The following is a 24,944-nucleotide window of genomic DNA, read 5'->3' as shown; positions in this document are numbered from 1 at the left end:
ACTGTGATATTTGCCTGCTTCGGGCTGCGGCGCTGTTGGATCAGCGCATTTCGTCAGCCGGTGTAACGCCAAGAATACCAAGACCGGCGGCAATTACAATCGCCACGGCACGCGCCAGCGCGATTTTTGCAACACTGGCCGCGTGGTTGTCGTCCTGAATGAAACGCAAGGTGGTTTCGTCGTTGCCCTTGTTCCACAGACCGTGGAAATCGCCCGCCAGTTCGTACAGGTAAAACGCCACCCGATGCGGCTCGTTGGTGCGCGCCGCAGTCTCGACCAGACGCGGCCATTCCGCCAGCTTGCCGGCCAACGCCAGCTCGGCGGGATGGTCCAGCAACGCCAGATCGGGCGTGGCACCGGTGTCGATCCCCGCCTCGGCCGCCTTGCGCAGCACCGAGTTTACCCGCGCATGGGCGTATTGCACGTAGAACACCGGGTTCTCGCGGCTTTGCTCGACCGCCTTGTCGAAATCGAAATCCAGCGAGGCGTCGTTCTTGCGCGTCAGCATCACGAAACGGGTCACATCGGGGCCAACCTGATCGACCACATCGCGCAGGGTCACGAATGTCCCGGCCCGTTTCGACATCTTGAACGGCTCGCCGTTCTTGTACAGCTTGACCAACTGGCACAGCTTGATGTCCAGCGGCACCGTGCCGCCCGACAGCGCCGACACCGCCGCTTTCATCCGTTTGACATAGCCGCCGTGATCGGCCCCGAACACGTCGATCAACGCGTCAAACCCGCGCTGCACCTTGTCGTAATGATAGGCAATATCAGGCGCGAAATAGGTCCAGGCACCATCCGATTTCATCACCGGACGGTCCACATCGTCGCCGTGTTCGGTCGACCGGAACAACGTCTGCTCGCGCGGCTCCCAATCTTCTGGCTTCTTGCCTTTGGGCGGCTCAAGCACACCCTCGTAGATCAGACCCTTGTTCTTCAGATCCTCGATCGCGGCTTCGATCCGGCCCGTGCCATACAGCGACTTTTCGCTGTAAAACACGTCCATCTCGACACCCAACGATTTCAGATCGGCACGGATCAGGTCCATCATCGCATCAGTCGAAAAGTTGCGGATCTCTTCCAGCCAGACGCTTTCATCCTGCCCGACATAGGCGTCACCCACCTTGTCCTTCAGCGTCTGCCCCACCTCGATCAGGTAGTCCCCGGGGTATGTCCCATCGGGAAAGGCCACCTCTTGCCCGTGCGCTTCCAGATAGCGCAGGTAGACAGACCGCGCCAGAACATCGACCTGCGCGCCGCCGTCGTTGATGTAATATTCCCGCGTGACCTCGTGGCCTGCAAAATCCAGCAGCGACGCCAGCGCATCACCAAAGACAGCACCCCGCGTGTGCCCCACATGCAGCGGCCCCGTGGGGTTGGCGCTGACATATTCCACGTTCACCTTGCGCCCCTGCCCCATGTCCGACCGGCCAAAGTCCGTGCCCTGCGCCAGAACCGCCCCGACGACGCCTTGCCAGACCACAGGTGCCAACCGCAGGTTCAAGAACCCCGGCCCCGCCACATCGGCGCTGACCACGCGGTCGTCCGCCACCAGCTTGGCTGCCAGAGCGTCGGCAATGTCACGCGGTTTCAACCCCGCAGGTTTCGCCAGCACCATCGCGGCATTGGTCGCCATGTCCCCATGTGCCGCATCGCGCGGCGGCTCGACCGTGACGTTCCCCATGTCCAGACCCTCGGGCAGGCTGCCCTCGGATTGCATGGCGTTCAGGTTTTCGATCACAAGCGCGCGGATTTCAGCAAAAAGGTTCATCGGTCAGGTCCATGTCTTAGGTTTGCGCGGGTTTAGCACCTTTGCGCATGTGGTCAATCTCTGTGCGCACGCAAGGCCGTTGCCCGCTTCTTTTGGCCACAAATATCCCGGGGGGCCAGGGGGCAGCGCCCCCAAAAGCCCGGTCGCCTCTCGCATCAACGCCCGATCAGGCGCGCGTGCTCTTGCAAGGCAAAGCGGTCGGTCATGCCCGCGATGTAGTCGCTGACGATCCGCGCCAGTGCGGTTTCGCTGTCCACCTCTTCCACATCCTTGCGCCATTGCTTGGGCAAATGGTCGGTGTGGGCCATGAAGTAGGGAAACAGCTCTTCCACCACCTGCGTGACCTCGGCGCGCATCTTCACCACCGACGGGGCGCGGTACATGCGATCAAACAGGAACGCGCGGATCACTTTCAGGTCCTGAAACACCGGGTCCGAAAAGCGGATCACCGTCTGCCCCGCCATGCGCACATCCGTCACCGACTGCGGGTCGATCTCGGCCAGACGGGTGCGGGCAAAGTTAATCACATCCTCGACCAGCACACCAAAGAACCGGCGCAGCGCCTCGTGGCGGCGGCGGTAATAGTTCAGGTCGGGGTACAGCGCATCGACGGCGGCAAAGTTGTCGCGCAGGATCGGCAGTTCGGCCAGTTCGTCGGTCGAAAACAGCTCGGCGCGCAGCCCGTCGTGCAGGTCGTGGTGGTTATAGGCCACGTCGTCCGCAATCGCCGCCACCTGTGCTTCGGCGCTGGCATAGGTGTACAGTTCCAGATCGTGATGACGGTTGTACGCCGCCAGCGCCCAGGGGATGTCGCCGGTGACGGGGCCGTTGTGCTTGGCAATGCCTTCCAGCGTTTCCCACGTCAGGTTCAGACCGTCGAAATCGGCATAATGCCGTTCCAGATGGGTGACGATGCGAATGGCCTGTGCGTTGTGGTCAAACCCGCCATAGGGCGCCATCAGCGCCCCCAGCGCATCCTCGCCGGTGTGGCCGAACGGGGTGTGGCCCAGATCATGCGCCAGCGCCACCGCCTCGGTCAGCTCTGCGTTCAGCCCCAGCGCGCCCGATATGGTCCGCGCGACCTGAGCCACCTCAATCGAATGGGTCAGACGGGTGCGATAATAATCGCCCTCGTGTTCGATGAACACCTGCGTCTTGTGCTTCAGCCGCCGAAAGGCGCTGGCGTGAATGATCCGGTCGCGGTCCCGCTGAAAGCAGGAGCGGAATGTGCTTTCCTCTTCCGACACGCGCCGTCCCCGGGCGCGGGCTGGGTCCGAGGCAAAGGGTGCGCGCATGTGGCTGGTCCTTGTGGCCTGTCCTTTGGGTATCTATATTGGTTCCACGCAAACATGACACCCCTGCAACAGCGGGAAACCTTGTGAAACACAGGATAATCCTATGAATTTGCCACCAAAAGTCACCCCACGCGCCTTTGCCCGCCTTGCCGAGATCGGTGCGGCCGGCCAAGGACAGGCGCTGCGCGTCGCGGTCGAGGGCGGCGGATGCTCGGGATTCCAGTACGACATCGCGCTGGATGCCCCCAAAGACGACGATCTGGTGCTGGAAGGGTCCGGCGAAAAGGTCGTGGTCGATTCCGTATCGCTGCCGTTTCTGGCCAATGCCATCATCGACTTTTCCGAGGAACTGATCGGCGCGCGCTTTGTCATCGACAACCCCAACGCCACCAGCGCCTGCGGCTGCGGCACCTCGTTCTCGATGTGATCCATCCGCTTGCCCCCCGCGCCCTGATCGGCGATAGCTGAGACACCAGCAGCGCAGAGGGCCAGCAGATGAAAATCGCGACATTCAACATCAACGGCATCAAGGCGCGGGCACAGGCCCTGCCCGACTGGCTGGACGACTTCCAGCCCGACGTGGTGCTGCTGCAAGAGATCAAATCCGTCGACGAAGGGTTCCCCCGCGAGCTGTTCGAGGAACGCGGCTATAACGTCGAGGTGCACGGACAAAAGTCGTTCAACGGCGTCGGCATCCTGTCGAAACTGCCGCTTGAAGAGGTAACCCGTGGATTACCCGGCGACGACGAAGACGAACAGGCCCGCTGGATCGAGGCCACCGTTGTGGGTGAGCACGAGGCCGTGCGGCTGTGCGGTCTGTACCTGCCCAACGGCAATCCGGTGCCGGGGCCAAAGTATGACTACAAGCTGGCGTGGATGGCCCGCATGCAGTCCCGCGCCGAGGCGCTGCTGGCCGAGGAAATGCCGTTCCTGATGGCGGGCGATTACAACATCATCCCCCAGGCCGAAGACGCAGCCCGCCCCGACGCATGGCGCGAGGACGCGCTGTTCCGTCTGGAATCGCGCGAGGCGTATCGGCGTATCCTCAACCTTGGGTTAACCGAAGCCTTCCGCACCCGCGATCCGCGCCCCGGTCAATATTCGTTCTGGGATTATCAGGCGGGTGCGTGGAACCGGAATGACGGCATCCGGATTGACCATTTTCTGATGTCGCCTGCGGTGGCGGATATGCTGACCGATGCGGGCATCGACCGCGATGTGCGCGGGCGGGAAAAGCCGTCGGACCACGTGCCGGTCTGGGTGGAACTGGCGGCGTAGGATTTGGGGGCTCTGCCCCCTGTCCCCCCGGGATATTTTTAGCCAAAAGAAGCGGTTACGAGGCAGTTACGTCGTGATCGTAGAGCCAGCTTAGGCGCTTGAGGAAAGCGTCGGGGGCGAGTGTGCCCAATGTGCGCAGGCCTGCATGGGCGATGCGGCGTGGCAGGCCGTCCAGGTGGTAGTTTTTCGCATTGGCGTTGGCGGTATTGATCGCGCGGGTGACACGCGGGGCACGTTTGGATTGGTAGATTGGCAAGGCCTGCGTCAGCGGTGCATCGGCGCAGGCGGCGGCAAGGGTCCATGCGTCTTCCAGCGCCAGATTGGCGCCTTGCGCCAGAAACGGCAGCGTCGGGTGGGCCGCATCGCCAAGGATGGTCAGGCGGTCGCGATGCCAACAGTCTGCGACCGGGTGGCGGAACAGCCCCCACAGCTTGGGGGACTGCACCTGTGCGATCAGCTTTTGCAGATCGGCGCAGGTGTCGGCAAAGGCGGCTTGCAGGTTGTCGGGGGTGTCGGCGTGGTGCCAGCCTTCGGCGGCCCAGTCGGTGCGTTCCTGCACCGCGACGACATTCAGCAGGCCGTCTTTCAGCGGATAGGTCACCACATGCTTGCCGGGGGCCATCCAGATGTTGGCCTCGGGCGGCATGTCAGGGGCGTTGATCGTGCCGCGCCATGCCACCTGACCGGTGAAAAACGGCGCACCCTGCGGGTTCAACACCCCGCGCGCGACAGAATGCAAACCGTCTGCCCCGACCACCAGATCATGGCGTTCCGACCCGTTTTGCGTCACGACGGCACCGTCGCGTGTGACCTGCGCCACGCGCGCGCCAAGATGCACGGTCACGCCCGCCTGTCGGCACCCGTCGGCCAGCATGTCGATCAGAGCTGCGCGATGAAAGAAGCGATAAGGCGGCATCTGCGCGCCAAGGTCAAAGCGGGCGATCACACGCCCCGTCAGCCCGTCACGTGGCTGCACCGCCTGCGCGCGCAGGCTGAACGCGTCAAGTTGGCCAGACAGCCCCAATGCGGCCAGAACGCGGCCGCCGTTGGGGGTGATCTGGATGCCGGCACCCGCTTCGGTCAGCGCATCCGCCTGTTCATAGACCGTAACCACAGCGCCAAAATGCGAAAAGGCCAGCGCAGCCGCCAGCCCTCCGATGCCGCCGCCGATGATGGCGACGGATGCGTTTTCAAGATGTGACATCAGTCGTCGCGGTGCACTTTCTCGCGGCGCTCGTGGCGTTCTTGCGCCTCAAGGCTCATGGTGGCGATGGGGCGTGCGTCCAGACGTTTCAGCGAAATCGGCTCGCCTGTGACCGAGCAATAGCCATATTCGCCCTCGTCGATGCGGCGCAGGGCGGCGTCGATCTTGCTGACCAGTTTGCGCTGACGATCCCGGGTGCGCAGTTCCAGCGCGCGGTCGGTTTCCTCGGACGCGCGATCGGCCACATCGGGGATGTTGCGCGTGCCGTCTTGCAGGCCTTCGATGGTGTCGCGGCTGCCTGCTTGAAGTTCGGTTTTCCAGGTCAGCAGCTTGCGCCGGAAGTATTCAACCTGCCGATCATTCATGAACGGCTCGTCCTCTGCCGGACTGTAGTCCTTTGGCAGAAACATTTCCTGTTTCATAGATTTCCCCTCAACTTGGCCGACACTGTTCATGTGAAATTCTACCATTCTACGCGAAGCATTGGCCCCCTGCCGCAGCGTCTAATACAGGCGCGGTTGAATGTCACTACACAATGCGGCATGGCTGGGGCAAATTGCAGCGAAACAGCGTTTCGAAATGAGGGTATTCCAGATGAAATTCACCGGCACAGAAAGCTATGTGGCAACCGACGATCTGACGATTGCAGTCAACGCCGCCGTCACGTTGGAGCGCCCCCTGCTGGTCAAGGGCGAGCCGGGCACCGGCAAGACGGAACTGGCCAAACAAGTGGCCAATTCGCTGGGTCTGCGTCTGATCGAATGGAACATCAAATCAACCACCCGCGCGCAACAGGGTTTGTACGAATACGACGCGGTCAGCCGGTTGCGCGACAGCCAGTTGGGCGAGGAAAAAGTGCACGATGTGTCCAACTATATCCGCAAGGGCAAGCTGTGGGAGGCGTTCGAGGCCAACGAAAAAGTCGTGCTGCTGATCGACGAGATCGACAAGGCCGACATCGAATTCCCGAACGATCTACTGCAAGAGATTGATAAGATGGAGTTTTTCGTCTACGAGACCGGCGAAACAATCCGTGCCGAAAACCGGCCCATCGTCATCATCACCTCGAACAACGAAAAGGAATTGCCCGATGCGTTCCTGCGCCGGTGTTTCTTTCACTACATCCAGTTCCCCGACATGGACACCCTGCGCACCATCGTCGAAGTGCACCATCCGGGCATCAAGGAACAGCTTCTGACCACGGCGCTGACCCAGTTTTTCGAGATCCGCGAACAGGCCGGGCTGAAGAAAAAGCCGTCGACGTCGGAGGTTCTGGACTGGCTGAAACTGCTTCTGGCCGAGGATATGAGCGCCGAGGACCTGAAATCAGACGGCAAATCTGCCCTGCCCAAACTGCACGGTGCGCTGCTGAAAAACGAACAGGACGTGCATTTGTTTGAACGTCTGGCCTTCATGGCACGCGGTCAGCAACGTTAAGACCACACCGCCCGAAGTGATGAAAAATATGGCAAACCGCGTCGCGCTGCGGCGCGGTTTTGTCGTCTGACCGCCTGCGATTGTTGCCCGCGTCCTTGCTCAACCACAGGGACTTGCGTGATCGTTGTGCAATCTGTCAAAAGTGTCATGAACTTGCCCCAATTGCTCCCTACCAAGGTCGGGAATGTGGGCAAAAAGACCCTGAACAGACAGAATAAAAGGCGGGCGATCCGATGACAGACAAGACCCCGGTGCACGTGCGCCCCTTGCAGGCCGCAGATCGCAGCCGCTGGAATGAGCTGTGGACCGGCTATCTGGACTACTACGAAACCACCCTGCCCCCCGAGATTTACGACGTCTATTTCGACCGCTTGCTGGGCGATGATCCGCGCGACTATTCCTGTCTGGTGGCCGAAGTGGACGGCAAGCTGGTGGGGCTGACCCACTACCTGTTTCACCGCCACGGCTGGAAGGTCGAAGACACCTGCTATTTGCAGGACCTCTATGCCGACCCGGATGTGCGTGGCCTGGGTATCGGCCGCGCGCTGATCGAGGCGGTCTATGCCGCAGCAGACGCCGCCGGTGCGCCGTCGGTCTATTGGCTGACGCAGGATTTCAACCACACCGCCCGCAAGCTTTATGACCGGATCGGCACCAAGTCCCCGTTCATCAAATACACGAGAGGCTGATGCGCAAGTTCGTGTTTCCTGCGCTGCTGGCGTTGAACGCCTGTATGCCGGTGTCGTACAGCGACATCCCCACGCGCGCCATCGCCTCGCAGGCCGCCCTGCCCGCGATGAAGGTGTTCTCGACCCCGCATCCGGTGCGCACGGTCAAATCGAACGCCGATCTGGCGCAGGATTTCCTGGCGCTTGGCTTTGCTCTGGAATCGGGGAAGTTGCTGCCGATTTTCACCCGGTTTGACGGGCCGATCACCGTGCGGGTGACCGGCGCGCCGCCCGCATCATTGTCGCCTGATCTGAACCGGCTGATCACGCGGCTGCGGTCCGAGGCGGGCATCGACATCAGCCGGATCTCTGGCCAGCAGGCCAACATCACCATTCAGGCCGTCGCCCGCGACGACATCCGCCGCACCATTCCCGATGCCGCCTGTTTCGTGGTCCCGAACGTGTCGTCGCTGGACGAATACCGCCACATGCGCTGGTCGTCCCGCACCAGTTGGAGCACCTTGCAGAAACGCGAGAAACTGGCGATTTTCCTGCCCAATGACGCCAGCCCGCAAGAGGCCCGCGATTGCCTGCACGAGGAACTGGCGCAGGCCATCGGGCCGTTGAACGATCTGTACCGGCTGCCGGATTCGGTGTTCAACGACGACAATGTGCACACGGTTCTGACCGGCTTTGATATGCTGATGCTGCGGGCCTATTACGCGCCCGAGCTGCAAAACGGCATGACCCGTGCGCAAGTGGCGGCGCGTCTGCCGCAGGTGTTCGCGCGGATCAATCCCGCAGGTCGGGGCCTGCCCGCGACCCGCGTTTCCGAAACACCGCGCGCATGGTCGGACGCTGTGCAAACCGCCCTTGGCCCCGGTTCCACGCCCAATCAACGGCGCGCCGCTGCCGCACAGACATTGGCGATTGCCGCGCAGATGGGTTGGACCGATCACCGCCTTGCCTTTGCCCATTACGCCAACGGGCGGTTGCTGATGAACAGCGACCCGCAAGCGGCGCAACAGCATTTTGCGCTGGCCGACCGCTATTACGCCGCCACGCCGGGTGCAGAGCTGCACCGCGCCTATGTGGCCACGCAACTGGCCGCCTTTGCGATCAGCCGGGGCGAAGGCGCGCAGGCGCTGGCGCTGGTCGATCCCTATCTGGATCTGGCCGCCCAAAGCGAGAATGCCGCGCTGTTGTCCACCCTGCTGATGTTGCGCGCCGAGGCGCTGGAACTGACGGGACGGGATGCCGAAGCACGCACCGTCAGGGTGGACAGCCTTGGGTGGGCGCGATACGGCTTTGGTCCAGACTGGGCTGTGCGGGCCAAGGAACGCGAGATTGCGTCGCTGAACCCGCTTAACGGATAAACGGGTAGACCATATGATCGTAATCGCAGGGGCCATCATCGGGGCCATCATCGGCGGGTTGACCGCACGCCGTCGCAAGGGCAACCGGCTGGACATCGCACAATATGCCGCCGGATATGGCATCGCCTTTGCCCTTGTCGGGCTGGTCCTGACCGTATTGATCGACCGGGCCGCCGGCTGATGTTCCTGCGGTTCTTCGATCAGTTGCGCAAGGCCGGTGTGCCGGTGTCGCTGCGCGAATTCCTGGCCTTTCTCGAAGGCATGAAGGCGGGTCTGGCGACCTATGACGTCGAGGCGTTCTATTACCTGGCCCGCGTGTCGATGGTCAAAGACGAACGCAACATCGACAAATTCGACCGCGCCTTTGCCGCCACCTTTGACGGGCTGGAGGAGATCAGCATCGAACAGGTGCTCGAGGCCGTGGACATCCCCGCCGACTGGCTGGAAAAGCTGGCCGAAAAGCACCTGAGCGCAGAAGAAAAGGCCGAGATCGAAGCCGCAGGCGGGTTCGACAAGCTGATGGAGACGCTGAAAAAGCGTCTGGAAGAACAGAAAAAACGCCATCAGGGTGGATCGAAGTGGGTCGGCACCGCGGGCACCTCGCCCTTTGGCGCTTATGGCTACAACCCCGAAGGCGTGCGTATCGGTCAGGACAAATCCCGCCACCAGCGCGCGGTCAAGGTCTGGGACAAACGCGAGTTTCGCAATCTGGACGACAGCGTCGAGCTGGGCACGCGCAACATCAAGGTGGCCTTGAAACGCCTGCGCCGCTGGGCGCGCGACGGTGCGCAGGAAGAGCTGGACCTGAACGGCACCATCCGCGCCACCGCCGAACACGGCTATCTGGACGTGAAAACCCGCCCCGAGCGGCGCAATGCCGTCAAAGTGCTGTTGTTTCTGGACATCGGCGGGTCGATGGACCCCCACGTCAAAGTCATGGAAGAGCTGTTTTCGGCCGCCAAGTCCGAATTCAAGCACATGGAACATTTCTATTTTCACAACTGCCTGTACGAAGGCGTGTGGCGCGACAACCGCCGCCGCTGGGACGCGCAGACCCCCACGCACGAAGTGCTGCGCACCTATGGGCCGGATTACAAATGCATCTTTGTGGGCGATGCGTCGATGTCGCCCTATGAGATCGCCTACCCCGGCGGGGCCAATGAACACTGGAACCCCGAAAGCGGTCAGGTCTGGCTGGAACGGGTGCGCGCGCAGTGGAACAGCACGCTGTGGATCAACCCGATCCCTGAAAAATACTGGGACTACACCCAGTCGATCAAGATGATCCGCGAGATCATGGGGCCGGATGCGATGGTGCCGATGACGCTGGAAGGATTGTCGCGCGGGATGAAGGCGCTGACGCGCTAGCGGCGCACGCCCTCTAACAGGTCGTCCTGTACGGTGCGTTCGCCGTGCAGGACGCTTATGTCGCCCGTCGGCTCGAACACGATCGCGCGCACCTCGTCCAATCGCAAGACATTCGCCTCGCGCATCTTGCCGATCAGGTCGGCGCGGGTCAGTTTCGCCCGTTTCATGTTGTGATCGAGAAACGCGCCGTCTTCCATTACCAGCAGCGGCGTGTTGTCGACGGCCTCGCGCACCGCATCGAAATGGGTCCGCAAACGCCCGATCACCGCCTGCACCACAAACAGCGCGACAATTGCGGCAATCCCGATGGCCACCCCGGTATCCGTGCCCACCACAACACTGGCCAGAACCGACCCCATCGCCACCGTGATCACAAAGTCATGGCCCGACATCTTGGAAAAGGACCGCAATCCGTTGATGCGTGTCAGGATCAGGATGACGACCACCATGACCGCCGCCTCGACGCCCGCCTGCAAGAGTGTTCCCGTTGATGGCATCTGCTTTCCCCCGCCTTTATGTACAGTCTCTCAACGTCGGCCCCACCGTTACGTTCCCTGTGCGCCGAAATCCGCAGGTCTTTGGGGGCTGTGTAATTTCACTTGGCGAAGGTCACGGCCCACCGTAACGTGCCGCAATGTCTGACGCACCCGTGACCCATATCAACCTGGCCGACTTTGCCGCCGACCCCTATCCGGCGCTGGCACGAATGCGTGCAAAGACGCCTGTCACATACGTCCCCGAACTGGGCGCCACGCTGATCACACGGCGCGATGATGTGCACACACAGGAAAAGCGCACCGAGGTGTTTTCGTCACGCCAGCCCGACGGGTTGATGACGCGCCTGATGGGTGAAAACATGATGCGCAAGGACGGCGAGGCGCATATGGCCGAACGCCGCGCGCTGTTCCCTGCCCTCAGCCCGCGCACGGTGCAAGAGCATTGGAAGCCGATCTTTCACGCCGCCGCCCGCGAACAGATCAAGCGGCTGATCCCGCGCGGGGCGTGCAATCTGGTGACCGATTTCGCCATGCCGGTGTCGGCCATGGCGCTCAAGGCGATCACCGGGCTTGAGGCGATGACCAACGCCGAAATGGACGATGTCAGCCAGTCGATGATCGACGGCTGCGCCAACTATGCAGGCGACAAGGGGATCGAAAGCCGCTGCAAACGCGCCACGCGGTTCATCGACGATCACATCAGCGATGCGGCGCCTGATCCGCCCGACCGCTCGGCCTTGCAAGTGATGACCGACGCGGGCCTGCCTGACGCCAGCATTCGCGCCAATATCAAGCTGATCATTTCGGGCGGCCAGAACGAGCCGCGCGATGCGATTGCGGGCACCATCTGGGCGCTTCTGAAACATCCGTCGCAACTGGCCATGATCGACGACGGGCGCGCCACATGGGCCGATGCCTTTGCCGAATATGCCCGCTGGATTTCCCCCATCGGCATGTCCCCGCGCCGTGTGGACCGCGCCGACACCGTGCTGGGCGTGACCTTTGAACCCGAGGACCGCGTGTTCCTGATGTACGGCTCGGCCAACCGCGACGAGGCGCATTTCACGGTGCCCGACAATTTCGACATCACCCGCAACACCCAGCCCGCCATCAGCTTTGGCGCAGGGCCGCATTTCTGCGCAGGGGCCGCCGCATCGCGCTGCCTGATCACCGAGGTGGCGTTGCCGCTGGCGTTCACCCACCTGAAGAACCTGCGGCTGGCGGGCGATGTGCCGTTCACCGGCTGGGCCTTTCGCGGGCCGGTGAAAATGCCGGTCAAATGGGACACCTGAGTGTTGCCCTGCCCCGCTTCACCCCCCATATCTGACAGATGTTAAAGTTCACCCCGATCCTGCTGGCGGTTGTCTACGCCCTTGTGATGTACCGGTTCTCCATCTGGCGGCTGAAGGGCGAGCTGGACCAGAAATCGACCGAGCTGGCCGACCCGATGCTGCGCACGCTGTGCGACCGGATGGCCGCCGCACTGGACCTGCCGCGCATCCGTGTGCACATCTACGAGGTTGCCCCGATCAACGGGCTGGCCGCCCCCGACGGGCGCATTTTTATCACGCGCGGGTTCTACAAGGCGTTCCGCGAGGGCAAGGTGACGGCGGACGAGCTGGCCTCGGTCATTGCGCACGAGCTGGGGCATGTGGCCTTGGGGCATTCGCGCCGCCGGATGATCGACTTTTCGGGGCAGAACGCCCTGCGCACCGCCATGGCGATGGTGCTGTCGCGGTTTTTGCCCGGCATCGGTGTGCTGATCGCCAACGGGCTGACCAGCCTGCTGGCGGCACGGCTGTCGCGGTCGGATGAATACGAGGCAGACGCCTATGCCGCCGCGCTGCTGACCAAGGCGGGCATCGGCATCGCGCCGCAGATCAGCCTGTTTGAAAAGCTTGAGGCGTTGACGCAAAGCAATTCCGGCGCTGCCCCTGCGTGGTTGATGAGCCACCCCAAAACCACCGAACGCATCGCCGCATTGCGCAGCCTGGATGCGAAATGGGAGCAGCGTTAACCCAGCGCCTTGCCGATCCGTGGCAGGCGCGCCTTTTTCATCAGGGCGCGCATGGTCCAATCGGTGCCTGACATCGCCCGCGCCTGTTTCAGTACATATTCGCCCACATCCTGTACAACTTCGGGCTGGTTCTGCCAGACCTGATGCAGGTAGCCATCTGGGTCGATGCGGGAAAGCCCCTCTTCGGCCAGAATGTTGCGGGGGAAATCCTTGGCGTTCAGGGTCATGATCACGTCGGACGATCCGGCAATTGCCGCGCCCAGCACGTGAATGTCGTTTTCATCCGGCAGCCACAGCCGTTGCAGCAGCCCCGCCTGCGGGGTGACGCTGGCGCGGGGCCATGCGGCCTGCAACAGCGCAATCTCGCCGCGCGCCTGCGCCTCGCCTTCGGAGCCGAGCCGCGCCGCCGCCCGCGCCCATTCTTCCAGCAGGCGCGGCGACCATTGCGGTTCGAACACGCCGGCCGATGCGACGCCCAGCACCATTTCCCGCATCACGGTGGGATACAGCACACAGGCGTCGATCAGAATCTTCATCGGCCCGCTTACAGCCGGAAAAACAAAGCTTTGAGATAGCCGCTTTCGGCCAGTGCCGGCAGCAGCGGGTGGTCGGGTCCGGCGAAACCGGTGTGGATCAGCGCCGCGTGCCGCCCTGCCCGCCCGATGCCGCGTACGCAGGCCGAACGGAACTGGGTCAGGTCCGCTGCGTGCGAACAGGAACACAGCACCAGAATGCCGTTTTCCGCCACCAGCGGTGCCGCCAGCCGTGCGACACGCTCATAAGCGCGCAGACCCGGTTCCAGCGCCTTGCGCGAGGGGGCGAAGGCGGGCGGGTCGCAGACGACCACTTCAAAGGGCTCAACCTGCCCCTCAAGATCGGCCAACACTTCAAAGGCGTCGCCCTGACGGGTGTCGAACTTGTCCGACACGCCCATCGCATCCGCACCGGCGCGCGCCAGGTCCAGCGCCGGGGCAGACCCGTCGACCGCCAGCACATGTTCGGCACCGCCCGCCAGAGCGGCCAGCCCAAAGCCGCCGACGTGGCTGAACACATCCAGCACCCGCGCGCCCTTGGACAGGCGTTTGGCAAAGGCGTGGTTGGGGCGCTGGTCGAAGAACAGGCCGGTTTTCTGACCCGTGGCCAGATCGGCCATATAGGTGGCACCGTTCATCGACACGGCGACGGGGCCATCGGGCTGGGTGCCCATCAACACTTCGTTGACGTCGTTCAGCCCCTCAAGGCTGCGGGTGCGACCACCGGCGTTTTTCAGCACGTTGGTGCAGCCCGTCACTTCGGCCACGGCAGAGGCCAGATCGGGCAGCATCATTTCGGCCCATGCGGCGTTGGGTTGGATCACGCAGGTGTCACCGAAACGGTCGATGATCACACCGGGCAGCCCGTCGGCTTCGGCGTGGATCAGACGGTAAAACGGTTCGTCGAACAGTTGCGCGCGCAGGATCTGGGCGCGGGCCAGATGTTTGACCAGCCATTCGCGGTTGATCTGCGCGGCCGGATCGCTGTCCAGCATCCGTGCGATGATCTTGCTGTCGGGGTTGACGGTGACCACGCCCATGGGCGTGCGGTTCTCGTCGACCAGTTCGGCAATGGTGCCGGGGGCCAGACCGCGCGTGCGGCGGTCGGTCACCAGTTCGTTGGCATAGACCCAAGGGAACCCGTGCCGGATGGCACGTGCGTTGGCTTTGGGCAAAAGGCGGACCACGGGACGGTCGGATGGACCACCTGCGGGGGCATCGGAATGCAATGAGGGCGCTGTCATAGCGCCCTCTTACATGGAAATTGTGGTGAAATGGAAGATCAGAGTTGGTTGGCGGCCTGCATGACACCCAAGTTCGGGGTCTGAAAACCGACCGAGGCCATTTCCTGACGCAGCACGTCCGCCAAATGGGCCGTGATGCGCACCTTTTGCGTCTCGCCGCGCGCTTCGGCTTCGATGGCGTGCTGGCCGCCAAAGGCCTTGAGGGCGGCCTTGACCTGATGCGGCTCGCCGATCAGCGCGCCGGTGTTGGCGTCACGCAGTTGCATGGTGAAGGCGATGGAATGCACGCCGCCCACGGTATAGCGCGCCTTTTCGGTCAGGGCGTGAAAGCGCGAAACCTTGACGTCCAGGATCACGGGCGCGCCGCTGGTCATCGTGTCGGCACCGCGTTGCAGGGCGGTCTGAAAGATGGCCTTGACCTGATCGTGGCGGTCGCCCAGCGGGTCCTCGCGCCAAACGATGTCGCCGCTGGGGTAATAGCGGTTGGCTTCGGACACTTTCAGCGACTGCGGCACATCTACGTTGATCTGGGTGATGTGAAACGCCGATGCGGCGGCCTGCGGTGCGTCAATGGCGGGCGCTGTGGCGGGGCCGGTCGCGGCAAAGCTCATCATGTCCACGGATGCCGATGTCACGGCTGGCGTGGCTTCGAAAGGCGCGTTGCGGGTGGCGGTTTCGATGTTTGCACAGGCCGACACCATGGCGCCCAGTCCCAGCAATGTGATCAGTTTCATCAGTTTCATCTCTGTCTCCTGTGGCACGGTTCTATGCTCGGGGTTCGTGTGCCTTCGAAGATGTGTCTGACCCTGAAATGGGGCGTGATTACGTCAATATTGAAGAATTGTGATGAATTGTTGATGGCGCAAGGGATTGTTTCGCGTCGCGTGAACAATGAACGCCGCTGCGCAGTCAGTTTCCGGGGGGCGTCCGAATGGCGGTGCGCACCGCGGTGCTGAACGCATCCAGCAGCGCCGGATTGCCCGCCAGCCTGCGCCGCAGTGATCGGGAAAGTTCAAGCTGCACACCCGCGCCGGATCGGGTCCGGTTGCAGATGTTCATCTTGTGCACGCCGGGCAACCTTTTGTTCGGCGTCGCGTCGAACCCCGCCTCGCGCAATGCGGCCCCGATGGCATCGCGCAACGCGGTCGCGCGGCCGCCCAGCCAGACGGCATCATCATCGCCGTCCTTGCGCCCGTGAATGGCGACGCTTGTATCAGCCTTGCCGACCAGCCCGACGGCACCGGGTTCATCGAAGCGGTGCGAGGTGATGTGAAAGTCGCCGTGCGCGCCGGATTTGAGTGCCTCGAAGGCGTAGAACGAAAGGTCGCTGCCCGCAATCGCCTCGGCGATCTCGGCGGTTTCCGGTTCTATCGTGCCGCCGTGGGGCGCCAATAACACCACGGACGTCCCGCGATCCGAGGACCGGATGCGGTAATCGACGCCCTCTTGCAGGTCCGCTGCAAGATCTTCGAATGTATCGTAGCGGTCGGCCATTGTGGGTTTTCCTGTTCGTCAAATGCCAGTGACACAGCCGCGGACCTGCCTGTGCAGGGTCACACGTTCAGTTTGGTCACCTTTTTCGAAATCTTGTCGCCCTTACGTTCAAGTGCGACCATTTCACCGAATGCGATATGCACCCATGCGTCGCCGTCTTCTGTCAGGGGTTCGGACGCGAAAATGGCGGATGTCGCTTCACCTTCGGGGCAGGCATCGACCTTGTAGCTGTCCTCATAGTCCTGAAAGTTGGTGCCCAGCAGCAGGTACATCGGCTCCAGCAGCATGGAGAGAGACAGATCGTCCTTGCCGGGTGCAGAGGGGCGCAGGGCCTTCCAGTCGCCGGAAACGTCGGTTTCCGCGTCGTGTCCACAGCCGTAGTTCACGCCGATGATCCGGTTCGGCGCGACCAGGGCAATCTTGAGCTTTGTCAGCGCGGGCAGATCAAGTTTTTTCATGGCCTGAACGATGACAGCCAGCAGTTTTTCAAAGCCCTTTTGCACGTCCTCGTCGCTGTCACCTTCGAGCAACGACAACAGCAGGACGTACAGGAATTCGGTGTCGGTGGTGCCGCGCATCTGCTTGAGATACTTATCCTTGCAATGCGTCAGCAACCCGCGTTGCAAGATCCGCCAGTTCGGCAAGGCGCCGTTCTGGGCAATGATCCATGGCGTGCCGTCGAAGGAAAAGGGATGACAATTCTCGTCGGTCTGGACGACGCTGGAATCGTAGCCCGAGGCCCTGACGTGGGACAGCAGGGTGCTGCATTGCAGGCTTGGCACGATGCCTTCGACGTTGTCGTCGTAAAACGCCGCCTTGGGTCTGTGATACAGCAGCGGTGCGTCGGGGTTCACCAGATGTTCGCTCCAGATGCCAAAGCCCCAGCCCGCCAGTTGCAGGTGCGGATGCAGTTCCGGGTCGAGGCTTTGGTTGATCAGGCTGTTTTCCGGCTTCATCAGCAGGCTTTCAAGCGGTATTTCCGGCCCGATATAGGCGAAGACGCGGCACATATATTCCCTTTGCGATCGTATCTGGTGAACAGTTGGGCTTTAGGTAGCGCGCGGGCCTTCAAAGGCCAGACCGTGGGGCACGCGGGCCGTTTGGAGGGGCAAAGGGGGACGCGCGTGTGGTGGACCTTGGGTCGAACGGCATGCAATCTGCCTAAACGCGACTGACATTCCAGGTCATGCCGGTGATGCGTACCAGGCAAAGCTGACCCGAACCGGACCTTCGGTCTATTCTGCGTCAACGTCCGGTAAGCGGGACGAAGCTGCCAACCACCAAAGCCCGGAATCAAGGTGCTTTAGCACCGCCGGGCAGCGCCCGACCGCCCCATGGGCGGGCGCTTCTTCACCGTCTTGCGATTCTGCATCCCCACGCCAAAGACTAGACATAAAGTGGCGGTCACGAGCGTCGTGATGCCCACCCGCGGTCGGGCGCTGCCCTCAGTGGCAAGGTCACCAAGGCCTCAAACCCGACCTTCGCCGCGTTTTTCACGAATGACCGCTTGGCCCCCCGCACCCAAGGTCAGTCACCTGACACAAAAGCCGTTTTATGCTTGGCAACTGACATCCCGCCTAATCCCGCGCGCGGCTGCGCCAGCCGCCGCGCCTGCGCGGTTTGTCCATGGCGGCCAGCCCTTCGGTCATCACCTGGGTCATCGGATGGTCGGGTGCTGCGCCGTATTGCGCCAGCAGCGCCTGTAGCGACGTGCGCGTGTCGGCGTCCAGCGGCAGGCTGAGCGCCCAGTCCAGAAAGATCGTGCGGCATTCGGACGGGGTGATCCCATCAATGCGGAACGATTCAAAGATCAGCCCCTTGGGGTCGTTGTGGTCACCCTTTTGCATCAAGTCTCTTCCCCCTCGGGCAAGGCCGCGTCGATCACCGCCGCAGCAGCAGCCGTGCGATCTGCCAACGCACGTGCCAGAGCATCTACATCAGGCTGGTTCGTAATCCGCAGCAAGAACGCGACACCTCCCTGCCCCAAAGCGTCAGTGTCCAGCGGCGCCTGTGTCAGCAAGCGCACCGCGGTCTGCATATCAAAGCACAGCCCGTAGGCCCGCAGTAACAGATCCGCCGCGCTCTGATCCCACAGCCCGCAGTCCACGCCCCCCGCAACACCGCTGGCCACATCGCGGGCCAGCCGGCCCGACAGCAGACCGCCCAGTTGCGCGGCCAGTTCGATGTCCTGCATCCGCCCGCGCCCCAGCTTGGTGTCCCATGGTCCAGCGGGGTATTTGGCCGCCGCGATGCGCGCGCGCATCTCGGCCACATCGCGCAGGGTGTCGGCGTGGTCACGCGGCTGGGTCACGATGCTTTGCCGGAAAGTCTCGATGTCCGCGATCAGATCCTCCGGCCCCGCAATTGCCTGTGCACGGGTCAGCGCCAGATGCTCCCATGTCCAGGCCTCTTTGCTTTGGTAATCCTGAAAGCTGGTCCAACTGGTCGCCACCGGCCCCTGATTGCCCGAGGGGCGCAGGCGCATATCGACCTCGTAGAGTTTGCCCTGTGCCGTGCTGGTGGTGATCGCGGTGATCAGCGCCTGTGTCAGACGCGCGTAATAGGGACGCGTGGCCAGGGATTTTGGCCCGTCCGAGGCATCGGCATCCAGCGGGTCATAGACCACGATCATGTCCAGGTCCGACGTCGCACTGAGCGTCCCTGCCCCCAGCGACCCCATGCCCAGCACAACCGCCCCGCGTCCGGGCGGAGGGCCGAACCGGCGGGCGAATTCGTCCACCACCACCGGCCACAGGCCCCGCACGCAGATGCGCGCCAGATCGGAATAATAGGTGGCGGCCTCTTGTGGGGTGATGACCCCGCGCAGCAGATGGACGCCGATGCGGAAATGCCATTCCTTGGCCCACCGGCGGGCGATGTCCAATTTGGATTCGTAGTCTGCCTCGTCCTGCAACGCGCTTTGCAGATCGGCCTGCCAGACGTCGCCCTCGGGCCATGCGTCAAAGAACGCGCCGCCGATCACCGCGTCGAAAACGCCGGCGTTCTGGCTCAGGTGTTTTGCCAGCGCCGGCGATGTGCCGACGATGTCGATCAACAGATCGACCAGTTGCGGATTTGCCTCGAACAGCGAAAACAGTTGCACGCCCGCAGGCAGCCCCGCCAGAAACCCGTCAAGCGCGCGCAGTGCCTCGTCCGGTCGGGCGGCGCGTGACAGCTTTTCCAGAAATATCGGCCGGATGCGTTCAAACACCGCCGCACCGCGCGCATTGCGCAAGGCGGGGTATGTCGGCCAGCGGTTGGTGATCGACAGATCAATATCAGGCACCTTGCTTTGCGCCTCGGACGGGGCCGAGGGGGCAAAGAAGCCTTCGGTGTCTTCGTGCACCGCCTCAAGCCGGGTGCGCAGGTCGGCGGTCAGGCTACCCACATCGGTGTCCATCATTGCCGCCAGCCGGGCAAAGCCCTTGTCGGTCGCGGGCAGACGGTGGGTTTGCGCATCGCGCACCATTTGCAGGCGGTGTTCCACGGTGCGGTGGGCGCGGTAGTGGTCGGTCAGGCGGGTTGCGACCTCGGTGGGAATCCAGCCCTTTTCCGACAGCACCTGCAAGCCCGGCACCGTGCCGCGCACCCGCAGGTCGGCGTCGCGCCCGCCTGCGATCAACTGGCGGGTCTGGGTGAAAAATTCAATCTCGCGGATGCCGCCGCGCCCCAGCTTCATGTTGTGATCGGGCAATGTGATCGGCCCGCCCAGCCCCTTGTGTTCGCGGATCGCCAGCCGCATGTCGTGGGCGTCCTGGATGGCGGCAAAATCCAGATGGCGGCGCCAGACGAAAGGGCGCAAGGCGGTCAGGAATTTTTCCCCTGCCGCCAGATCGCCCGCCGCCGGTCGCGCCTTGATATAGGCGGCGCGTTCCCATGTGCGGCCCAGGCTTTCGTAATACCGCTCGGCGGCCTCCATCGACAGGCACACGGGCGTCACCGCCGGGTCGGGGCGCAGGCGCAGGTCGGTGCGGAACACGTAGCCCTCGCCGGTGATGTCGTTCAGCGCCGCACTCATCGCGCGGGTGGCGCGGACAAAGGCGGCGCGTGCCTCGGAGTAGTCGGCGGGGTCAAAGCGGCTTTCGTCGAACAGGCAGATCAGGTCGATGTCCGAAGAGTAATTCAGCTCGCCCGCGCCCATCTTGCCCATGGCCAGCACCACCATGCCGCCTGCGTCGGCCACGTCGTCCGGTCCCATGCCCGGCAGCTTGCCACGTTTGATCTGCGTGGCGATGCCCGCCCGCAGTGCCGTGTCACAGGCGGCATCGGCCAGCGCCGTCAGCGCACCGGTGACCTGTTCCAGCGGCCAGACATCGCCCAGATCGGCCAGCGCCGTCAGCAGCGCTATGCGGCGTTTCGCCTGACGCAGGCCGCCCATCAGATCGGCCTGTTCCAGTGCGGCGACGGTCTGCAACGTGTCCGCCAGCGCGCCATCGGGGTCTTGCAGGGCCGGTGCGATCCAATCGGCTTCTTTCTCGATCAGGCCCGCCAGATAGGGGCTGCACGCCGCCGTGCCCGCCAGCAGGTCGGCCTGTTCCGGGGTCACGTCACGCACCCGCGCGCGCGCTTCGGCCCCGCGGTCAGGGTCAAAGGGGCGCGGGATACGGGTGGGGATCAGGGGATGTGTCATGGCCCCACTTTGCCCGCTGTGCCTGTCGCGTCAATGGGGCGCGCGCGCAGGCAGTCTTGGTCAAACGTCAAGGACTGCTGACCCGGATCGGACCTTTACCACGATCTGCGCCAACGTCTGTTGCGCGAACATAGTTACAGTTTGCAAAGCCGTGCATCGTGGGGCCGAGGTGCGGCGATGCAACTTCAATGTCTGCCACTTAATGGCAGCCAAGCACATCCGACCCGTCTGTCACGCTCAACAGAAACCAAATCGCCGTGCCGTGGGGCGGCCCGTCGATGCGCGGCGGCCTGCGGCCTTTGTTCCGCGCGGGAATAGTCTGAGAGGGCTTCTACCCCGACCCTCGCCACATCTTGCGCGAACATCCGGTTTTCGAGGTCGGGTCAGTTGTTCCGTAAAGACCAATGCGATCTGACCCTCAACAGCAGGCCCATTTCGCCCCTTGCGCCCGTTGCCGCCAATTGCCACTTATGCCCCCATGAGCAAAAGCCTGAAACGTGTCCGCGCCGCCCTTGAGGCCGCCGGGCTGCCCCCGCAGATCACCGAAACCGCCCTGGCCCGCACCGCCGAGGACGCCGCCAGCGCCGTCGGCTGCGAGGTGGACCAGATCGGCAAGTCGATCGTGTTTCAGGGCCAGAGCAGCGGCCGCGCCGTGCTGTTCGTCACCGCAGGCGGCAACCGCGTCGACGTGGCCAAGGCCACGGCATTGGCAGGCGAGGAACTGGGCAAGGCCGACGCCGCGTTGATCCGCGCGCAGACGGGTTTTGCCATTGGCGGCGTGTCGCCGGTGGGCCATCTGTCCCCGATCCAGTGTTTTTTCGACCGCCGGTTGATGGATTTCGATGTGATCTGGGCCGCCGCAGGCACCCCGCACCATGTTTTTCAGGCCGAACCGGCCGAGCTTGCAAGAATTTGCGACGGTCAAGTCTCTGATTTTACTTAACCTTCCAAGTTAATGTAAAAAACATTCACATACCCCCCTTGTGTCATCGCGCAGAATGCCCAAATTGATTGATGTGAAAGACATTCACATTCCGGCCAAGACCCAATCAAACCGGGATTTCCACGTTGATGATGAAAGGTTCACATGATGACAACTGTTACTGCACCTGCCTCCTCGGCCTCGAACCCCGGCTGGTTCTCCCGCGCCGAAGGTTGGCTGGATGATCGCGGCAAAGGCGCATGGATCGCCCTGATGGTCCTGGGCTTTGTGTTTTTCTGGCCCGTCGGCCTGGCCACCCTTTTCTACATGATCTGGAGCAAACGTATGTTCAACAAATCCTGTTCGTCCCGTCGCATGTCCCGTTCGCTGAACACCATGCGGTCCACCGGCAACTCGGCTTTTGACAGCTACAAGGCGGACACGCTGCGCCGTCTGGAAGAAGAGCAAACCAATTTCGAGGCCTTCCTGGAACGTCTGCGCGACGCCAAGGACAAGGCAGAGTTCGACCAGTTCATGGACGAACGCGCCAAGCCGGGCAAAGACGACGCCCAAGCCTGACGCGCACCTTTGACACCACGGCTGGCCCTCCTTTGCGGGGGCCGCCCCATCCCTTGCCACAGAAGGCTGACATGACCTATTCCGACGATCTGATCCACGACCCCAAGTTTTACCGCGATGTCACGTCCAAACGGTTCATGGCGTGGATTGTCGACACCATCCTTGTGCTGGTGCTGGCCGTGATCATCGTGCCGTTCACCGCATTTACGGCGCTGTTTTTCTTTCCCATTCTCTATGCCACCATCGACTTTGCTTACCGCACGATCACGCTGGCCAACCGCAGCGCCACCTTGGGGATGCGACTGACCGCCATCGAGATCCGCAATGACGACGGCACACCCCTGGACCTGGGACAGGCGCTGATCCACACGGTGGGATATTACGTCAGCTGGGCCATTTTCCCGCTGCAACTTTTGTCGGTGATCTTCATGTGTGCGGCAGCGCGCGGTCAAAGCCTGACCGACATCGCATTGGGCACGGCGGCAATGAACCGCCGGAGCTTGCGCTAATTCTTGTAAACCTTGAATCGAAGTGGCTCTTGTCAGAGAGTGCTGTGCGGGTATCATTGACTAAAATCGTACGGATCATTCATGCGTCACTCTCTGCCTCTTGCTCCGCAGTTCTATGTAACTGCCCCACAGCCTTGCCCCTATCTGGACGGCCGGATGGAGCGAAAGCTGTTCACCGCCCTGCAAGGTGAAAACGCAGGGCGGCTGAACGACAGCCTGTCGCAACAGGGCTTTCGCCGTTCGCAGAATGTGCTGTACCGCCCGTCGTGCACCGATTGCGCGTCCTGCCTGTCGGCGCGCATCAACGTGGCCACCTTCACGCCCAGCAAAAGCCAGAAGCGCACGCTGCGCCGCAATGCGGACATCAGCCGCCGCGCCACGTCGCCCTGGGCGACCGAGGCGCAATACGATCTGTTCCGCACCTATCTGGACAGCCGCCACGCCGACGGCGGCATGGCCGATATGGACGTGTTCGAATTTGCCGCGATGATCGAGGAAACGCCGGTGCGCAGCCGCGTCATCGAATACACCGCCCCCGACAATGCGCTGATCGGCACCTGTCTGACCGACGTGCTGGCTGACGGGCTAAGCATGGTCTATTCGTTCTACAGCCCCGACATGCCGCGCAACAGCCTGGGCACCTATCTGATCCTCGATCACATCGCCATCGCCCGCGAGGCCGGCCTGCCCTATGTCTATCTGGGCTACTGGGTGCCGGGCAGCCAGAAGATGGGGTACAAGGCCAACTTCTCGGGGCTGGAGATTTACACCGGCGGCACGTGGAAGACGCTGAACAATCCCGATGATTACAGCCCCGACACCCATCCGCTGTCGTCCGAGCCGATTGCAGAACAGGTCGCCAACATCGCCCTGCCCGACAGCCGCGCAGGCCGCTGAGGGCCCCGCTGAGGGTCGCGTTTCAGCACAACGTCGGACCGGCCAGCAAGGGATTGCCCTATGACACTTCTAAACCGTCTGAACATCACCATGCCGATCGTTCAGGCCCCGATGGCGGGTGTGTCGACCCCTGCGCTTGCGGCCGCCGTGTCCAACGCGGGCGGGCTTGGCTCGCTTGGCGTCGGGGCCACGAATGCCGCGGGCGCGCGCAAGATGATCGAAGAGACCCGCGCGCTGACGGATCGTGCGTTCAACGTGAACCTGTTTGTCCACGCGACGCCCACACCGGATGCCGCGCGCGAGGCGGCATGGCTTCAGACGATGCGCCCGCTGTTTGCCGCCTATAATTCTGAACCGCCAAAGGAATTGCGCACCATCTATCAAAGCTTTGCCGAAGACGATGCCATGTTCCAGATGTTGCTGGACACCGCCCCGCCCGTGGTCAGCTTTCACTTTGGCCTGCCGGGCGCGGACCGGATCAAGGCACTGAAGGCGGCGGGCTGTACCTTGCTTGCCACTGCCACCAATCTGACCGAAGCGTGCGCCATTGCCGATGCAGGCTGCGACGCCGTCGTGGCGCAGGGGTACGAGGCCGGCGGCCATCGCGGCATGTTTGATCCGTCCGCGCCCGACGACCGGCTGGGCACCTTCGCGCTGACCCGTCTGCTGGCCACCACATCGACCCTGCCGGTGATTGCAGCGGGGGGCATCATGGACGGTGCCGGCATTCGCGCGGCCCTCAACCTTGGCGCAATCGCCGCCCAGCTTGGCACCGCGTTCGTCGCCTGCCCCGAAAGCAGCGCCGATGCCGCCTATCGCGCGGCCCTGTCCAGCGATGCGGCGCATCACACCACCATGACCACCGCCATCTCGGGCCGCCCCGCGCGCGGTCTGGCCAACCGCTTTACCGCGTGGGGGGCCGACACCACGGCGCAGGCGCCTGACTATCCCATCGCCTACGACGCGGGCAAAGCATTGAACGCCGCCGCCAAAGCCGCAGGCGAAACCGGCTTTGGTGCGCAATGGGCCGGACAGGGTGCCCCCCTGCACCGCCCCATGCCCGCCGCCGACCTGCTGGCGCTGCTGCACGCGGAATCGCAATAACCCCTTCTTTTGGCCCCAAATATCCCGGAGGTCTGGAGGCAGAGCCTCCAGCGGTGTCCCCACACGCCACAAATGCAAAAAGGGCGCATCCCACCGGACGCGCCCTTTTTCATCTCAC

Annotated in this window: 26 protein-coding genes; 14 read left to right on the top strand and 12 right to left on the bottom strand. The window is 62.9% G+C overall.

The genetic code is table 11. From position 1 onward, the window contains the following. Positions 1 to 40: 40 nt before the first annotated feature. Together argS and AAC077_RS02750 are read right to left on the bottom strand one after the other, a co-directional pair. Positions 41 to 1,774, bottom strand: a complete 1,734-nt coding sequence (gene argS, locus AAC077_RS02755) for an arginine--tRNA ligase (RefSeq protein WP_339766410.1) — start codon at positions 1,772 to 1,774, stop codon at positions 41 to 43. A 155-nt stretch (positions 1,775 to 1,929) separates the two neighbouring features. After that, complete coding sequence (locus AAC077_RS02750; protein WP_339766409.1) at positions 1,930 to 3,069, bottom strand: deoxyguanosinetriphosphate triphosphohydrolase; 1,140 nt, start codon at positions 3,067 to 3,069, stop codon at positions 1,930 to 1,932. 103 nt (positions 3,070 to 3,172) lie between these two features. On the opposite strand from AAC077_RS02750, the gene AAC077_RS02745 reads away from it, so the two are divergent. Next, positions 3,173 to 3,496, top strand: a complete 324-nt coding sequence (locus AAC077_RS02745; RefSeq protein WP_339766408.1) for an iron-sulfur cluster assembly accessory protein — start codon at positions 3,173 to 3,175, stop codon at positions 3,494 to 3,496. Positions 3,497 to 3,564: 68 nt separating this feature from the next. Then, positions 3,565 to 4,347, top strand: coding sequence for an exodeoxyribonuclease III (gene xth, locus AAC077_RS02740; RefSeq protein WP_339766407.1), 783 nt, complete (start codon positions 3,565 to 3,567; stop codon positions 4,345 to 4,347). 55 nt (positions 4,348 to 4,402) lie between these two features. On the opposite strand, the gene AAC077_RS02735 is transcribed toward xth, so the two are convergent. Further along, positions 4,403 to 5,551, bottom strand: a complete 1,149-nt coding sequence (locus tag AAC077_RS02735) for an FAD-dependent monooxygenase (RefSeq protein WP_339766406.1) — start codon at positions 5,549 to 5,551, stop codon at positions 4,403 to 4,405. Next, positions 5,551 to 6,006 carry an RNA polymerase-binding protein DksA gene (dksA, locus tag AAC077_RS02730; RefSeq protein ID WP_339767926.1) on the bottom strand — a complete coding sequence of 152 codons (456 nt, stop codon included), beginning with the start codon at positions 6,004 to 6,006 and terminating at the stop codon, positions 5,551 to 5,553. Before dksA ends, AAC077_RS02735 begins: the two co-directional genes overlap by 1 nt. Positions 6,007 to 6,145: 139 nt before the next feature. On the opposite strand from dksA, the gene AAC077_RS02725 reads away from it, so the two are divergent. From AAC077_RS02725 to AAC077_RS02705, 5 genes are all read left to right on the top strand, one after another. After that, positions 6,146 to 6,988 (top strand): MoxR family ATPase, encoded by an 843-nt coding sequence (locus AAC077_RS02725; RefSeq protein ID WP_114295667.1) that lies wholly within the window; start codon positions 6,146 to 6,148, stop codon positions 6,986 to 6,988. Positions 6,989 to 7,221: 233 nt separating this feature from the next. After that, complete coding sequence (locus AAC077_RS02720; RefSeq protein ID WP_339766405.1) at positions 7,222 to 7,677, top strand: GNAT family N-acetyltransferase; 456 nt, start codon at positions 7,222 to 7,224, stop codon at positions 7,675 to 7,677. Continuing rightward, positions 7,677 to 9,032, top strand: a complete 1,356-nt coding sequence (locus AAC077_RS02715; RefSeq protein WP_339766404.1) for a DUF2927 domain-containing protein — start codon at positions 7,677 to 7,679, stop codon at positions 9,030 to 9,032. The genes AAC077_RS02720 and AAC077_RS02715 overlap by 1 nt, the downstream gene beginning before the upstream one ends. 13 nt (positions 9,033 to 9,045) lie before the next feature. Next, a complete protein-coding gene (locus AAC077_RS02710; RefSeq protein WP_339766403.1) occupies positions 9,046 to 9,213 on the top strand; it encodes an apolipoprotein acyltransferase in 168 nt (55 codons plus the stop codon). Continuing rightward, entirely contained in the window at positions 9,213 to 10,400 is a 1,188-nt protein-coding gene (locus AAC077_RS02705) for a VWA domain-containing protein (protein ID WP_339766402.1), read from the top strand. The genes AAC077_RS02710 and AAC077_RS02705 overlap by 1 nt, the downstream gene beginning before the upstream one ends. On the opposite strand, the gene AAC077_RS02700 is transcribed toward AAC077_RS02705, so the two are convergent. Then, on the bottom strand, positions 10,397 to 10,897 hold the full coding sequence (locus AAC077_RS02700) for a YetF domain-containing protein (protein WP_339766401.1): 501 nt from the start codon (positions 10,895 to 10,897) through the stop codon (positions 10,397 to 10,399). The genes AAC077_RS02705 and AAC077_RS02700 overlap by 4 nt on opposite strands. 137 nt (positions 10,898 to 11,034) lie before the next feature. On the opposite strand from AAC077_RS02700, the gene AAC077_RS02695 reads away from it, so the two are divergent. Then, entirely contained in the window at positions 11,035 to 12,189 is a 1,155-nt protein-coding gene (locus AAC077_RS02695; RefSeq protein ID WP_339766400.1) for a cytochrome P450, read from the top strand. Between the two features lie 38 nt (positions 12,190 to 12,227). Further along, on the top strand, positions 12,228 to 12,914 hold the full coding sequence (locus AAC077_RS02690) for a M48 family metalloprotease (protein WP_339766399.1): 687 nt from the start codon (positions 12,228 to 12,230) through the stop codon (positions 12,912 to 12,914). Here AAC077_RS02690 and AAC077_RS02685 read toward each other — a convergent pair. The 7 genes from AAC077_RS02685 to AAC077_RS02655 all read right to left on the bottom strand — a co-directional run bounded on the left by AAC077_RS02685 (position 12,911) and on the right by AAC077_RS02655 (position 20,815). After that, entirely contained in the window at positions 12,911 to 13,450 is a 540-nt protein-coding gene (locus AAC077_RS02685) for a PIN domain-containing protein (protein WP_339766398.1), read from the bottom strand. The two genes, AAC077_RS02690 and AAC077_RS02685, sit on opposite strands and share 4 nt — an antisense overlap. A gap of 8 nt (positions 13,451 to 13,458) precedes the next feature. After that, complete coding sequence (locus AAC077_RS02680; protein WP_339766397.1) at positions 13,459 to 14,691, bottom strand: class I SAM-dependent rRNA methyltransferase; 1,233 nt, start codon at positions 14,689 to 14,691, stop codon at positions 13,459 to 13,461. A gap of 38 nt (positions 14,692 to 14,729) precedes the next feature. Then, positions 14,730 to 15,434, bottom strand: a complete 705-nt coding sequence (locus tag AAC077_RS02675; protein ID WP_339766396.1) for a DUF6778 family protein — start codon at positions 15,432 to 15,434, stop codon at positions 14,730 to 14,732. A 166-nt stretch (positions 15,435 to 15,600) separates the two neighbouring features. Continuing rightward, positions 15,601 to 16,185: a poly-gamma-glutamate hydrolase family protein gene (locus AAC077_RS02670; protein WP_339766395.1), complete on the bottom strand. Its 585-nt coding sequence runs from the start codon at positions 16,183 to 16,185 to the stop codon at positions 15,601 to 15,603. A 59-nt stretch (positions 16,186 to 16,244) separates the two neighbouring features. Further along, positions 16,245 to 17,195 carry a class II glutamine amidotransferase gene (locus AAC077_RS02665; protein ID WP_339766394.1) on the bottom strand — a complete coding sequence of 317 codons (951 nt, stop codon included), beginning with the start codon at positions 17,193 to 17,195 and terminating at the stop codon, positions 16,245 to 16,247. Between the two features lie 567 nt (positions 17,196 to 17,762). Then, complete coding sequence (locus AAC077_RS02660) at positions 17,763 to 18,032, bottom strand: hypothetical protein (protein WP_339766393.1); 270 nt, start codon at positions 18,030 to 18,032, stop codon at positions 17,763 to 17,765. Continuing rightward, a complete protein-coding gene (locus AAC077_RS02655; protein ID WP_339766392.1) occupies positions 18,032 to 20,815 on the bottom strand; it encodes a glutamine-synthetase adenylyltransferase in 2,784 nt (927 codons plus the stop codon). Before AAC077_RS02655 ends, AAC077_RS02660 begins: the two co-directional genes overlap by 1 nt. 478 nt (positions 20,816 to 21,293) lie before the next feature. On the opposite strand from AAC077_RS02655, the gene AAC077_RS02650 reads away from it, so the two are divergent. The 5 genes from AAC077_RS02650 (at position 21,294) to AAC077_RS02630 (ending at position 24,826) form a co-directional block, all read left to right on the top strand. Next, positions 21,294 to 21,758 carry a YbaK/EbsC family protein gene (locus AAC077_RS02650; RefSeq protein WP_339766391.1) on the top strand — a complete coding sequence of 155 codons (465 nt, stop codon included), beginning with the start codon at positions 21,294 to 21,296 and terminating at the stop codon, positions 21,756 to 21,758. 147 nt (positions 21,759 to 21,905) lie between these two features. Further along, positions 21,906 to 22,316, top strand: a complete 411-nt coding sequence (locus tag AAC077_RS02645) for a DUF2852 domain-containing protein (protein WP_339766390.1) — start codon at positions 21,906 to 21,908, stop codon at positions 22,314 to 22,316. A gap of 71 nt (positions 22,317 to 22,387) precedes the next feature. Further along, positions 22,388 to 22,825, top strand: coding sequence for an RDD family protein (locus tag AAC077_RS02640; RefSeq protein WP_339766389.1), 438 nt, complete (start codon positions 22,388 to 22,390; stop codon positions 22,823 to 22,825). An 81-nt stretch (positions 22,826 to 22,906) separates the two neighbouring features. Further along, on the top strand, positions 22,907 to 23,722 hold the full coding sequence (locus AAC077_RS02635) for an arginyltransferase (protein WP_339766388.1): 816 nt from the start codon (positions 22,907 to 22,909) through the stop codon (positions 23,720 to 23,722). A gap of 60 nt (positions 23,723 to 23,782) precedes the next feature. Beyond that, positions 23,783 to 24,826: a nitronate monooxygenase gene (locus tag AAC077_RS02630; RefSeq protein ID WP_339766387.1), complete on the top strand. Its 1,044-nt coding sequence runs from the start codon at positions 23,783 to 23,785 to the stop codon at positions 24,824 to 24,826. The last annotated feature ends 118 nt before the right edge of the window (positions 24,827 to 24,944 follow it).

Source organism: uncultured Pseudosulfitobacter sp. (assembly GCF_963976325.1).
In the GTDB taxonomy this organism is placed as follows: Bacteria; Pseudomonadota; Alphaproteobacteria; order Rhodobacterales; family Rhodobacteraceae; genus Pseudosulfitobacter.
This window is presented reverse-complemented; position numbering and strand designations above follow the sequence as displayed.

Coding starts and splice junctions, on each gene's coding strand:
- AAC077_RS02630 (WP_339766387.1), top strand. CDS start 23,783: ATGACACTTCTAAACCGTCTGAACATCACCATGCCGATCGTTCAGGCC.
- AAC077_RS02645 (WP_339766390.1), top strand. CDS start 21,906: ATGACAACTGTTACTGCACCTGCCTCCTCGGCCTCGAACCCCGGCTGG.
- AAC077_RS02640 (WP_339766389.1), top strand. CDS start 22,388: ATGACCTATTCCGACGATCTGATCCACGACCCCAAGTTTTACCGCGAT.
- AAC077_RS02745 (WP_339766408.1), top strand. CDS start 3,173: ATGAATTTGCCACCAAAAGTCACCCCACGCGCCTTTGCCCGCCTTGCC.
- AAC077_RS02660 (WP_339766393.1), bottom strand. CDS start 18,032: ATGCAAAAGGGTGACCACAACGACCCCAAGGGGCTGATCTTTGAATCG.
- dksA (WP_339767926.1), bottom strand. CDS start 6,006: ATGAACAGTGTCGGCCAAGTTGAGGGGAAATCTATGAAACAGGAAATG.
- AAC077_RS02695 (WP_339766400.1), top strand. CDS start 11,035: ATGTCTGACGCACCCGTGACCCATATCAACCTGGCCGACTTTGCCGCC.
- AAC077_RS02670 (WP_339766395.1), bottom strand. CDS start 16,185: ATGGCCGACCGCTACGATACATTCGAAGATCTTGCAGCGGACCTGCAA.
- AAC077_RS02655 (WP_339766392.1), bottom strand. CDS start 20,815: ATGACACATCCCCTGATCCCCACCCGTATCCCGCGCCCCTTTGACCCT.
- AAC077_RS02725 (WP_114295667.1), top strand. CDS start 6,146: ATGAAATTCACCGGCACAGAAAGCTATGTGGCAACCGACGATCTGACG.
- AAC077_RS02720 (WP_339766405.1), top strand. CDS start 7,222: ATGACAGACAAGACCCCGGTGCACGTGCGCCCCTTGCAGGCCGCAGAT.
- AAC077_RS02710 (WP_339766403.1), top strand. CDS start 9,046: ATGATCGTAATCGCAGGGGCCATCATCGGGGCCATCATCGGCGGGTTG.
- AAC077_RS02635 (WP_339766388.1), top strand. CDS start 22,907: ATGCGTCACTCTCTGCCTCTTGCTCCGCAGTTCTATGTAACTGCCCCA.
- argS (WP_339766410.1), bottom strand. CDS start 1,774: ATGAACCTTTTTGCTGAAATCCGCGCGCTTGTGATCGAAAACCTGAAC.
- AAC077_RS02690 (WP_339766399.1), top strand. CDS start 12,228: ATGTTAAAGTTCACCCCGATCCTGCTGGCGGTTGTCTACGCCCTTGTG.
- AAC077_RS02675 (WP_339766396.1), bottom strand. CDS start 15,434: ATGAAACTGATGAAACTGATCACATTGCTGGGACTGGGCGCCATGGTG.
- AAC077_RS02705 (WP_339766402.1), top strand. CDS start 9,213: ATGTTCCTGCGGTTCTTCGATCAGTTGCGCAAGGCCGGTGTGCCGGTG.
- AAC077_RS02750 (WP_339766409.1), bottom strand. CDS start 3,069: ATGCGCGCACCCTTTGCCTCGGACCCAGCCCGCGCCCGGGGACGGCGC.
- AAC077_RS02665 (WP_339766394.1), bottom strand. CDS start 17,195: ATGTGCCGCGTCTTCGCCTATATCGGGCCGGAAATACCGCTTGAAAGC.
- AAC077_RS02735 (WP_339766406.1), bottom strand. CDS start 5,551: ATGTCACATCTTGAAAACGCATCCGTCGCCATCATCGGCGGCGGCATC.
- xth (WP_339766407.1), top strand. CDS start 3,565: ATGAAAATCGCGACATTCAACATCAACGGCATCAAGGCGCGGGCACAG.
- AAC077_RS02685 (WP_339766398.1), bottom strand. CDS start 13,450: ATGAAGATTCTGATCGACGCCTGTGTGCTGTATCCCACCGTGATGCGG.
- AAC077_RS02650 (WP_339766391.1), top strand. CDS start 21,294: ATGAGCAAAAGCCTGAAACGTGTCCGCGCCGCCCTTGAGGCCGCCGGG.
- AAC077_RS02700 (WP_339766401.1), bottom strand. CDS start 10,897: ATGCCATCAACGGGAACACTCTTGCAGGCGGGCGTCGAGGCGGCGGTC.
- AAC077_RS02715 (WP_339766404.1), top strand. CDS start 7,677: ATGCGCAAGTTCGTGTTTCCTGCGCTGCTGGCGTTGAACGCCTGTATG.
- AAC077_RS02680 (WP_339766397.1), bottom strand. CDS start 14,691: ATGACAGCGCCCTCATTGCATTCCGATGCCCCCGCAGGTGGTCCATCC.